This is a genomic window from Pantoea sp. Taur, from assembly GCF_009830025.1.
GTDB lineage: Bacteria > Pseudomonadota > Gammaproteobacteria > Enterobacterales > Enterobacteriaceae > Pantoea > Pantoea communis.
This window is the reverse complement of record NZ_SZZZ01000005.1, coordinates 150,968-163,164: the sequence shown is the minus strand read 5'-3', so window position 1 is coordinate 163,164 and position 12,197 is coordinate 150,968. Positions and strand designations below refer to the sequence as shown.

Annotated in this window: 8 protein-coding genes and 1 tRNA gene; 2 read left to right on the top strand and 7 right to left on the bottom strand. The window is 49.2% G+C overall.

Annotated features, from left to right (window positions below; genetic code table 11):
• Nucleotides 1-186: 186 nt before the first annotated feature.
• The 4 genes from nac to FD744_RS09445 all read right to left on the bottom strand — a co-directional run bounded on the left by nac (nt 187) and on the right by FD744_RS09445 (nt 5,021).
• Nucleotides 187-1,104, bottom strand: a complete 918-nt coding sequence (gene nac, locus FD744_RS09460; protein ID WP_034824624.1) for a nitrogen assimilation transcriptional regulator NAC — start codon at nt 1,102-1,104, stop codon at nt 187-189.
• Nucleotides 1,105-1,534: 430 nt separating this feature from the next.
• On the bottom strand, nt 1,535-2,566 hold the full coding sequence (locus FD744_RS09455; RefSeq protein ID WP_038646197.1) for an ABC transporter permease: 1,032 nt from the start codon (nt 2,564-2,566) through the stop codon (nt 1,535-1,537).
• A 14-nt stretch (nt 2,567-2,580) separates the two neighbouring features.
• A complete protein-coding gene (locus tag FD744_RS09450) occupies nt 2,581-4,065 on the bottom strand; it encodes a sugar ABC transporter ATP-binding protein (RefSeq protein ID WP_160868085.1) in 1,485 nt (494 codons plus the stop codon).
• A gap of 32 nt (nt 4,066-4,097) precedes the next feature.
• Complete coding sequence (locus FD744_RS09445; protein WP_034824630.1) at nt 4,098-5,021, bottom strand: sugar ABC transporter substrate-binding protein; 924 nt, start codon at nt 5,019-5,021, stop codon at nt 4,098-4,100.
• A gap of 507 nt (nt 5,022-5,528) precedes the next feature.
• On the opposite strand from FD744_RS09445, the gene FD744_RS09440 reads away from it, so the two are divergent.
• Together FD744_RS09440 and FD744_RS09435 are read left to right on the top strand one after the other, a co-directional pair.
• Nucleotides 5,529-5,604 (top strand) — tRNA-Asn (locus tag FD744_RS09440).
• 184 nt (nt 5,605-5,788) lie between these two features.
• Nucleotides 5,789-9,391: an AAA domain-containing protein gene (locus tag FD744_RS09435; RefSeq protein WP_160868084.1), complete on the top strand. Its 3,603-nt coding sequence runs from the start codon at nt 5,789-5,791 to the stop codon at nt 9,389-9,391.
• Between the two features lie 147 nt (nt 9,392-9,538).
• Here FD744_RS09435 and FD744_RS09430 read toward each other — a convergent pair whose 3' ends face one another.
• From FD744_RS09430 to FD744_RS09420, 3 genes are all read right to left on the bottom strand, one after another.
• Nucleotides 9,539-10,870 (bottom strand): MFS transporter, encoded by a 1,332-nt coding sequence (locus FD744_RS09430; RefSeq protein WP_160868083.1) that lies wholly within the window; start codon nt 10,868-10,870, stop codon nt 9,539-9,541.
• A 627-nt stretch (nt 10,871-11,497) separates the two neighbouring features.
• Complete coding sequence (locus tag FD744_RS09425) at nt 11,498-11,800, bottom strand: helix-turn-helix domain-containing protein (protein WP_097116700.1); 303 nt, start codon at nt 11,798-11,800, stop codon at nt 11,498-11,500.
• A gap of 4 nt (nt 11,801-11,804) precedes the next feature.
• The gene (locus FD744_RS09420; RefSeq protein ID WP_160868082.1) at nt 11,805-12,158 is read right to left on the bottom strand and encodes a type II toxin-antitoxin system RelE/ParE family toxin; all 354 of its coding nucleotides are present in this window, start codon (nt 12,156-12,158) and stop codon (nt 11,805-11,807) included.
• Nucleotides 12,159-12,197 lie beyond the last annotated feature (39 nt).

Sequence of the window (12,197 nt, the reverse complement as noted above, 5' to 3'; positions counted from 1 at the left end):
CCTTTTCTCCTGTTCCCTGCCCTGTTTCGTCCATGTTATGAAGTTGGTGTCATTGCAGGAAATAATAAAAAACGGTGTGTTATGCGGAATAGTAATAAAGAGGGTGATTTATCTCGACGCGTTTGCGGATGTTAAAGCGTGAAGGGGTTACCCCAGCCGTAAATAGCTGGGGTAAAGAAGAAGGGATTAACCGACCAGCATCAACTCGCGCTCTTCCGTCATCGGCTTATTCAGCAGTGACAGCAGGATGTTTTTCACTGCCTGCGCGGAAGGTGACAGTGGCAAGCGCGCAGAGATATTCAGCGAGAGCGGCAGATTCAGCGATGGGCTGTTAATACGTGCCATCCACGCGTGAGTTGAACTCACCAGGGCGCGAGCCGCTGATTCCGGCAGAACGGTCACACCCATGCCGCTGGAAACTGCGGCAGTCAGGGTTGAGATTGACTCGATTTCACCGATGATTTTTGCGCTCAGACGACGCAGCGAGAATGCTTCATCAACACGTTTGCGCACCGCGCTGTAGTCACGCGGCAGGAACAAATTCATCTGCGCCACGTCGGCGAGATCAACGGTAGCGCCCGGGCATGCGGTCGCACCGACCAGATACAACTCTTCTTTCATCAATGGAATGCTGTTAATGCCGGCTGTCGGCGCACGGTCATACAGCACCGCCATATCCAACTGACCGTTCATCACTTTTTCATTTAAAGAGGTGCCGCTATTCTCATGCAGATACACCAGTACATCCGGGAATTGTTCCCGCACTGTTTGCAGCAGCGGCATCGTCAACGAAGAAGCGGCGGTGCCCGGTGCCAGACCAATTGATACCTGACCATTTAACGCCTGGCCCGCGTTGATGACAGCCGTTTGCGCCTGTTCACACTGGCGCAGAATAGTACGAGCATGAGCATAAAGAATTTTGCCCGCCTCGGTTGGTGTTACGCCACGTTTGGTGCGAATCAGTAACTGCTGATCGAGTTCGTTTTCCAGCGTCGCAACTTGCTGGCTAAGCGCAGGCTGCGCGATGTGCAGCACTTCTGCTGCCTGAGTCAGGCTGCCGATATCGACGATTTTTACAAAGTACTTCAGTCGTCTTAAATTCATATTGCCTCCGTCAATCCCCGAATAACCCGTTTGGGTGTCTCAGCCTGCTGGCTTGTGTTCATGAAGTTGCAATATGCAGGCCAGGTTTATTCGAAGCGTGAAAAAGCAGTGCCAGAATATTCCTAACGGCACGGAAAATAAGCCTTTCTGATTACCTCTTAAGAGTTAATAAGCTGAGCACATGACACAGAGTGATTAAAAATAAATCGAAATGCACCACCATGGTGCGCAACTTGCGTGGCAGATGTGCAAAAAAGTGATGACCGAAAGCGTCGCAGTGGTGCATAACTCACAGAAAATGACCAAAAACGGTCAGAACGAAAGCAAACGCGGGGAAAGGAGCAGGATCAACCAGTGGGAAAACTTATTGTGAACAACGGAGCAAAATGTCCTTGAGGGCGCACACAGTGCGCCCTGCAATCAGGAAGTACTATCTCTTTTTACGGTTTCTATGCATATCTATGGACACTGCGGCGACAATGATGATGCCTTTAATGATGTCCTGCACGTAAGCATCCACACCCACGAAGGTGAATCCGCTCTTAATCAGACCCAGAATCACCGCACCAATCAGCGTCCCGGTGATGCGACCCACGCCGCCCATCAGGCTGCTACCGCCGATAACGGCTGCGGCAATCGCATCCAGCTCGTACGCCATACCCATGCTTGACTGACCGCTACTGACGCGTGCCGCCAGCACCACACCCGCCAGGCCAGAGAGCGCACCCGCGATGGTATAGACGATGATCAGGTATTTATTAACGTTGATCCCTGACACTTTGGCCGAAGTCATGTTGCCGCCAATCGCGTAAACATATTTACCGTAACGGGTATGTTTCAGGGCGATGTGAAACAGGAAGGCCACCACCAGGAAGATGATCACCGGCATCGCGCCCTGGCCGATGGAGGTAAAACCATCTGACAGGAAGCTGATCGGGTTACCTTGCGTGTAATACTGCGCCAGACCACGCGCCGATACCATCATGCCCAGTGTGGCGATAAATGGCGGGATACCGGTTTTGGTAATCAGGAAACCGTTCATGACCCCGCACAGCAAACCTACACCAATACCGGCCACAATCGGAATGACGGCAGGCAGGTTAACCAGTGACGGATACATCGGTGTCAGGCTGTCAGAGGTTTGTGCCAGACTGGCCGCCACTACCGCCGTCAGTGCAATCACCGAACCAGACGACAGGTCAATCCCCGTGGTGATGATGACCTGCGTCACGCCCACCGCAATGATGCCGATGATCGCCACCTGTAAAACAATCAATACCAGACGGTTGGTGTTGAGCAGGAAAGATTGGTCACGAACGTACCAGCCTGCAATCTCAAAGATTAAGGCAATACCCAACATCACCACAAAGATGCCGGTATCTTTCGGCAACTTATGGCGCAGGTTGCCAAAGAAGGATGTCGATTCCGCGGCCTGCGGGGCCGTAATTTTTACGTTACTCATAGATGTCTCGCGCCTCACTCGGATGCCAACGACAAAATGGTTTCCTGATTGGCCTCTTCTTTATCGAGGATGCCAGTTATACGTCCGCCGTGCATAACCATCACGCGGTCGCTCATGCCCAGAATTTCCGGCAACTCCGACGAGACCATAATGATGGCCACGCCACGGTTTGCCAGTTCGCTGATTAAGCGGTAAATCTCGGCTTTTGCCCCGACGTCAATACCGCGCGTCGGTTCATCGAGGATCAGAATCTTCGGTTGTGCCAGCAGCCAGCGCGCAATCAGCACCTTCTGCTGGTTACCGCCACTGAGGTTGTTGATGATTTGATCCATGGTCGGCGTTTTAATATTGAGCTTGCGGATCTGCTCCATGCAGTCCTGTGCCATCTTCATGTGGCTAACGAAACCGGCTTTACTGACATAATCCGGCATGTTGACGATGCTCATGTTCTCCATCACCGACAACACCAGGAATAAGCCGGACTTTTTACGGTCTTCGGTCAGGAACGCCATGCCCTTCTCAATCGCCGTGGAAGGCGAATCGATTTTGACCGGCACGCCATCGATCAGCACTTCACCGCTGTCGAAGCTTTCCATCCCGAACAAACTTTCCATCACTTCACTGCGTCCCGCCCCCACCAGACCGGCAACACCGAGGATTTCACCCTTACGTACCGTGAAGTTGATATCGGTGAAACGGTCTTTACAGGTAAGGTTGCGCACCGTCAGCACTTCTTCACCGATTTCACCATTGAATTTCGGGAACAGCTGCGTCAGTTCACGCCCCACCATCTGGGTAATTAATGACTGACGGGTAAATTCAGAAGTGCTGTTGCTGCCTACCCATGTGCCGTCACGGAAAATGCTGATCTCATCGGTGATGGTGAAAATCTCATCCATCTTGTGACTGATATAGATGATGGCTTTACCCTGCGCACGCAGGTCGCGGATGATGGTGAACAGATGCGCCACTTCGGTTTCCGTCAGTGCCGAGGTCGGTTCGTCCATAATCACAATGTCGGAGTTCCACGACACCGCTTTGGCAATTTCCACCATCTGCTGAGCAGCGATACTCAGCTCGCCAACTATACGATCGGCTTTTAAACGGATATTGAGTTTGTTGAGTAATTCCTGCGTTTGCTTGTTCAGCAACGCGTGGTCAACAAAGCCGTACTTCATCGGTTCGCGACCGAGCCAGATGTTCTCAGCCACAGTCATGTAAGGCACCAGATTCAGTTCCTGGTGGATCATGGAGATGCCAGAACGCAGCGCATCCATGGTGTCCTGAAACTGCACCGGCTCCCCTTTAATGCGAATGGTGCCCTTATCGGGACGATACATCCCGATAAGGCATTTCATTAAAGTGGATTTGCCCGCGCCATTTTCACCCATCAGGGCATGTACCGACCCCGGTTTAATGCGTAGTGAGACATTGTCGAGTGCCTTCACTCCGGGGAAGAACTTGCTGATGCCTTCGGCTTCAAGCGCAAAAGCGGTCATACATCACCTCCGTACGGCTGAGTCGGGAACGATTATTTCTGGTTACGAGATTCGAACTGCGCCATGTTGTCTTTGGTGATCAGCTGGTAAGGGATGTTAATCACCTTCTCCACTTTCTCGCCTTTCGCCAGTTTCACGGCAGTCTGTACGGCGCCTTCACCCTGACCTTTAGCATCCTGGAATACAGTGGCGACCATCTTGCCGTTCTTCAGCATCTGCAACGCATCCGGTGTACCATCCACGCCCGCAATCAGGATGTGGTTCGGGTTTTTGCCCAGCGCCTGCAGCGCACCGATCGCCATTTCATCGTTGTTAGAAGCAATCGCCTGAATGTCATCGCCTGCGGTCATCCAGTTACTCACTACGTCCACCGCGTCATTACGGGTGAATTTCGCGGTCTGTTTCTGCACCACTTTGATGCCAGGATATTTAGCCACCACCGCTTCAACACCTTTGGTGCGGTCACGGGTGGATTCGTTAGCCAGATCGCCCATCAAAATGGCGACGTTGCCTTTACCGTTCATCGCTTTTGCCAGCGCTTCCATTTGCAGACGGCCCGCTAATTCGGAGTCAGAACCGACGTAAGCCATTTTGTCGGTCAATTCACCTGCCGGTTTGCGGTTAACAAAGATCAGCGGCACACCCGCTTTAGAGGCCGCATCCATCAAAGGTTTGACGGCATTGGTATCCACTGGGTTAACGATAATGGCGTCAACGCCCTGACCGATGAAGTTCTGAATTTGTTGCAGCTGTTGGGAGACGTCGCCTTTCGCATCTTCGACCTGACCCTTAACGCCATCTTTGGTCATCTCTTTCTGCATCGCGGTACGCAGAATGGTCAGGAAGTTATCGTCAAACAGCGCCATAGAGACGCCCACCTGAAGGTCTTTTGCCATAACAGCGGCAGGTAACATGCAAGCTAACAGGGAAGTCACTAACGCTTTTTTGAATTTCATAGGTAACCCTTCTTATTCGTTAACATGCTCAGTTGGGCTGATACGACGAATGAAAAATATTTTTTACATTCACTCAACGGCACTGGCGTTATTTATCTGGTTGTAGAGGTAAGGCTTCTGATCTAACGCTATCGTTTCGGTACTGCTCTTTCCTGCAACTATCTACTTATCAAAAGGTTATTTTCGAAATGCTGTTTCAGACGCCAAAACTGATTTCACCCGTGATGATAAGCAGTTCATTTGTTTCATCTGATCAGCATTTGAAATTTTCATCATAAAAGCACTGAAATGATTGTTTTAAAATCGGCAAATAACAAAACTTTGACATGCATCTAACATCTCAAAGGAAATGCGCTTAAAGTGAGATCTTGCTGGCAGTTTGAAATCTGAACGTTTAAGGCAGAAAAACAGCATTCCGCTGCTTTTACGCGCACTTAAACCAGAAGTGTGCGATCGGGCTTTGACATTGGGGATCGGCATCGCTAATATGCGCCTCGTTCACACGATTCCTCTGTAGTTCAGTCGGTAGAACGGCGGACTGTTAATCCGTATGTCACTGGTTCGAGTCCAGTCAGAGGAGCCATATTTAGAGAAGCCCGCTCAGGGAAACCTGAGCGGGCTTTTTGTTTTTTCTATCACCAGCTTTCTGTCGCAACATACTGCTAACAATACATTCGCGATCCACTTTTAACTCTGAAATTCAAGGGTATGCTATCCTGCACCTGTCAATTCCTGCAATCATGGACCGATACGGTGCGGCAAAATCAATGAAAAACTCTTCGAAAGCTATTCTCTCGGCATGGCAAGACTATTTAAAATTCAGCGGCGCAGAAAAAAGCAAAATACCAGCTAGCCAGGTGCATGAAGATCATCAGTTGATGCTCGGTATAAATATCTGTGAGGACACGCCAAACGGTGTTTTGCTTCATGTTACCTCAGAGATGCGTGAGAACTGGCGTAAACGCTTCGTGAAGTATGGAGAAAAGGGAGAGATTACCGACATTGAACCCGTTAATTTACTCTTTCCGATATTGCGCTTTGTTGAAAAAGAACGAGAAAGGTTTATTACAAAGTATCTGCCCCTGTTCTCATTCCCCCTGCCTAAATCTTTCTTTGAACAAGACAACAACTCATTGTTAATTCCTGTAAAGGATGGCCAGCAGGTTAGCGCTTTCCCATTCGTTTTTCGCGAAATATTCGGCATTGAATTGGATGAATTAGGCGAAAACCGCCACATGATGAGCATTATCAGCTCACTTACCGAATGCAAATTCAGCACCTTTCTTGAAGCATTCGAAGCACTTCAGAAATGGGTTATTCAGCGAACCAACCACAGGCATCCGTCACTTGAAACAGCCTTCAACGCATTAATCGCTCCATTGCACAACGAAGATTATAACCTTAAACGGGATGGCGAAGATTTTGCCTGGCTTTGCGATAACGCCGTGGGGGAGTTCCCTCTACTTGAGCAGTACGTCAATCACATTCACCATGAAGAAAATCCATTAGATATAAAGGAGGTGGTGACTGGAGGATTGTTTGAAACGCAGTATCCGTTGGGTCATGGGCAAATGATGGCGATACAGGCCATAAATCAGGATGAGCGCCTGATTGCCGTGCAAGGAGCACCTGGTACGGGTAAAACGACACTGTTTAAATCTCTCATTGCGCAACAGTTGGTGGACAGGGCTCTGGCCATCGCTGATGGTAGAGACATGAATTACGGCATGCTGGTCACCTCGACAGCTATAAAAGCTGTTGAAAATATCATTGATGACTTACGCGTTGATCCTGTCACTAAGGATCTGGATTGGCTGTGGTTTCATAGCGGTTCAAACCAACAAATACAGCTTGAACTTGCCCGATTAGAACGCCTTCTCAATCGCTGGCGGCATGAAAGCTATGATCCACAAAGCCAGCATGCATCCCTATCTATACTATTAACACATCGCGCTGAATTGGATTCTTGCTACCGGGCCTATGTGCTTGAGAAAACTAATGCAAGTCAATCCATCATTGATTGCGGCTTCAATACAAGTGATGCGGAAGAGCTGTCGCATCTTTTAATGGCCAGAATAAAAGATGTATCTGCTCACGCCCAGCGCCTGGATATTCATGTCTGTGTACTACTTCCTGACGATCTCAATGCACTAGATAATGCTTTGCAGCAAAGGCTCCAAGAGCTTGAAGAGATAAAAGCACGGCATCAGCTGGCCACTAAAATGTCCCAGACATTGCTGGCAACATGGCCGCAAAAAAATAGTCTGGAACAAATACTGAGATGGATTGACTCACCTCTTCGCGTAGCACTTGAAATACACTATCGTGACTATCCCCGAAATGGATTGAAACGTCATCTGGCGCGCCTTTTTGAGGGAAAATATCCAGCTCGCTTACAGCAAATGAACCACGCTGCACCTGGAGATTTTCAATATTTCGGTCTCTCCTCGCTTTCTCATCGCCAGCTGGCAGCCCTGGCAGATGCCGGGGAAACTCTTGCGCACCAAACTGCCAATTTAGCGTTACTGGCACAGCTCCTGGATGGCGAACCCGATTTGCAGCAAATAGAAGAGATAATAAAGCTTCGCGCTGAAGTGGCCAAGATCCAACAGCAGTGTCTTCAGGTCACCCATGCACAACAGACCATGGCACTATACCGACAGCGTTACCCGGAAAATAATTGGTGTGGCATTTTACGTAAACGCTTCATCAAACAACATCGAGAGATGTTTGAGGCTGCCATTTGTTTTATATGGCAGGAACAATTGAAGCGAAAAAATGAACTGGAAGAAGTTCTCACCCATTGGCGAAGTCTATTAAGTAACCAACGCAGTGCGGGATATCACCGCTGGCTGGATAAACTCGATGTATTTTACCGTGCTCTATCCTTGGTATACCCCGTAATGGCGACCACTTTAGTTTCTGCATGGAAAGCGGCGGGCTACCGTAAACTGAGTGAGCTCAAGGGTCATAAACCGTGGAATCTTATACTGTGCGATGAGGCAGGAATGATTTCGCTTGAGTCTGTGGTTCCTTTGCTCAGTCGCAGCGAGAAAGCCATGATTGTCGGCGATCCTTTGCAAATTGAACCCATCCGTAGCCTATCAGAAAACTTGATCATGCAACTCCGCATGAGCCATTTTGACGAAAATAATACGCTGTATGAACGGGTATCTCCTGCGACAGTTACCGCGTGGCATCGTGCCGCAGGGACACTTTCTGGCCGGGTTGATGCTACAGGCAACGGTATTGTTCTGGATGAACATCGTCGATGCCAGAAACCCATCGCTGATCTGTTTATCCGGCTGGCGGGTTACCGTGGCGTGAGTGTGGAAACCTCCTCGCCTTCTGAACGCATTACCAATGCTTTTGAGAAGTCAGGCGGGCACCATTTGATGTTTTACAGCGTCGAGGGCCAGAAAGGTGACAATGTGAATACCAATTTGGATGAGGTCGATGCTATTGAGCAATTGGTGAACAAACTGGAGGAAGCAGGCTATGATCTCACCTCCGATGTGGGCATTGTCACGCCCTATAGTAATCAGAAGTCATTACTTATTCAGCGCCTTGCTCAACGTATGAACCACCGACAGAAAAACTGCATTGGTACAGTACACCAATTCCAGGGGGTCGGTTTCGAAGTGATTATTTACAGTCCGGTTATTTTCCATCCTCTTGATAATCCAAATTTCCAGAATGCGTCACCCAATATGCTGAATGTTGTTGTTTCACGTGCGAAGCAGCAATTCATCGTGGTTGGCAATCATCACCGGTTGCGAACAGCAGGAGGATATCTGAAAGTGCTTGCAGACAGCGTGGCGGAGGATTTTCTCCTTGAACAAGGAAGCCAGCACCCGCAGTTTGCTAACCTGAGCCAGACACCCCGCTTACGCCGTTATTATCGTGACTGTGAACATATTGCTGCCTTTAGCGCACTGGCGGCGCAGAGTGAGCAGGAGCTTGTTATTATCACCCCGTGGATAAGGCAAGGGGGGCATCGCTCTCAGAGACCGGAACTGGCACTGCTTGTCGCAACTCAGCAACGCGGCGTCAAAGTGAAAATCTACTATGGCTATTATCATCAGCGATGGGATCGTATCGATGATAATGATGAAGATCTGATTGCGCAGTACCGTGGACAGCTTGGGAAAGACAATGTTATCCGACTGACTGAAGGCACCCATGAAAAGGTCATGATGATCGATGGCCGTCACATCGTCATTGGAAGCTGGAACTGGCTGTCACACGGGTATCATGAGGGTTGTGAACGAGCTGAACAGTTCGGCCATGCTATTCGTCATGAAATCAGTGCCGAGTTAGATGACGAGTCTCTCGTGAAGGAACTAAGAGAGAGACTAAGCATGGACTAACCCTCAGAGATAATAACCTCCACTCCATCACGAGGAGTTGTTAATGTGCTCTTAGCAAAGCCCTCTTGGTCAGAGATGTAAAATGAAAAAAGCCCGCTCAGGTTCCCTCGAGCGGGTTTTTGTCATTCTGGAAATGTCGTCTTTCTACTACCGCGCCAGCGAAGCCGCCTGACTCAGCGTCATATTACGCGTCTCCGGTGCCAGCCAAACCGAGACCAGCAGGCCAATAAAGGAAACAATCGCGGCAGCATACATGGTGTATTCGATGCCCAGATTTTGCAGGGAAATCGGTACCAGCCAGGTTCCCGCGGCAGAACCGATACGTGACATGGATGAACCCATACCGACAGCGAAGGCACGCACTTCCGTTGGGAACAGCTCATTTGGATACACTAACTCCAGCACCTGTGCTCCGCCGATAAATACCGCGTAAGCACCAAACATCACCAGTACCAGCATTTCAGAACCGTGGGAGAACATCCCCAATGCCAACAGCGCCAGGCTTGACCATAAAAAGCTGTGGATGATCAGACGGCGGCGGCCCATGCTATCAATCAAACGGGTTGCCACAACACAGCCCACCACAAACAGCAAGGTGATGGCTATCGAACCCAGTGAGGCCCATTCGCCATCCAGATTCAGGGCTTTCAGTACTACGGGTGCGAACGAATACACCGCAAACATCGGTACGACCGCTGCACTCCAGAACACCGAGACAAACAACATACGTTTGCCATAGCCAGAGCGCACCAGATCTTTCAACGTGACTTTGGCTTCCACTGACTCCGCTGGCATATTTTTCAGCGAGAATTCTGGACCGTAGACTTTCTTGATGATCTGCTCAGCCTCATTGAAGCGACCTTTGCTGACTAACCAGCGTGGCGATTCCGGCGTGCCGATGCGCAGAACGAAAAGGAGTACCCCCAGCACGGCCGGGCTGGCCAGTACCAGACGCCATGCGGCATCACCGCCAATCGAGAGAATGAGGTTACCCACGATATAAGCCAGGGCTGCACCGGCAAACCAGAGGATGGTCAAACCGGCCAAACGTTTGCCACGATGCTTTTGCGGCAGGAATTCGGTCAGCAATGAACCAGCGACTGGATATTCTAATCCCACCCCGACACCCACCAGGAAACGCAGGATAAACAGCGTGAGGGCCGATTCCGCCCAGAAAGTGCCGACCGAACCCAGGATAAACAGGATTGGCCCGACAAAGAACAGGCGACGACGACCCACAATATCGGTCAACCATCCGCCGAGAAAACCACTGCAGAAAGTGCCGAGCATCGCTGAAGCGGCCACCATGCCCTGCCAGAAGGTATCAAGTTGCAGATGTTGGGAAAACTGCACGATCGCCACGCCGATGATACTCAGTACGTAGCCATCGAGGATCCAACCGCCACCCGCGCGCAGCGACATTAACTGGTGAAAATTATTAATCGGGACATCTTCAATGGATATATTGGTGTTGCTCATAACAGGGTCTCTCCTGAATTATTCATTTCTCTGCAGGCGCAGCGATCTGTCCAAATCAAAGATGATTTGGCGGAACGTTAAAGAAACAGAAAAAACATCATTGACTGATTTAGGTATTTCTTTGAAAAAGAAATTGACCTCGAAATTGAAAAACCCTGCGTTTAATCCCTGAACATAAATAATGAAATTAAGCATGACCCACTTGCAGATCGTCTGTCTTCATCATTGTTTAGCGGTGTGTTGACCCAATACGCATTTGTTCGCTTTTGTCTGTTAATCACAGGTTAACTCCATGTTCAAACTATGCTGAATTTCAGGTGGTGTAAACATGCCCAGGACACCCAAAACTTGAGATTGTGATCATCTCCAAAATTCATCTGAAAAAATAATTCGAAAAAGTTATACGTATAACTCATTGGAAATTAATCAATTAATTTCAAACCACGGTAAAATCATACTAATTAATTGTATTTCCTTTGTATTTTTCATGTATGCAAAAAGTTACGTGGTGGGATGGATTTTCATGGGTTGGGGAGCAAGCAGGTAGGAGTGAGTCGGCGTGCAAGTACGTGAAACAGTGCGCCAGATCGCACTGTTTATTCGCGGATAGAAAGTCAAAGAAGGGAATTAAACAACAAACTCATAATGCGAGCCATCGGGGAGCTCGATGTTGAGACGCAGTTTTCCGCCAGCGGCTTCAACATAGCGCTTCAGCGTCGAGAGTTTTAAGTCCCGGCCAGGTTTTTCCATTCCAGCCACGGTGGGTTGTTTAATATTTAATTGCTGCGCTATCTCTACCTGCGTTTTGTTTACTCTTTCACGCAATTCAGCAAGGTGAATATTTAACAATACTTCTTCAGCCATGGCGTTAGCTTTAGCCACTACCTCAGACTTCTCAGACGCTAGAATCTGTTTGAGTGTTCTGCCCATGTCGTTACTCCTTTCTCTCTTCGCGTTGAAGATGATGGGTGAATTCTTTATCTGCGAGCGGGCTCAGCTCAGCATAAAAACGCTTTTCATTGCCACTCTTATGACCTGCACAAAGCAACACACCGCTGCGCCAGGGGTCAAATGCGTAAAATGCCCGAATAGGATCACCTTTGCTCTGAATGCGAAGCTCTTTCATATTGCTAAAGCGAGAGCCTTTCAGGGTGTCGGCGTAGGGCCTGCATAATGCGGGGCCTGCTTGCTGCAATACAATCATTGCGGACAGAACGCAGGCTCGGTCAGTGTCGTCTTGCGCTACAAGCCAATCATCAAACGTGTCCGTTGTAATTATTTGCCACATGATACGCTCCTTGCGATATAGGTCAAATGCTATATAGGT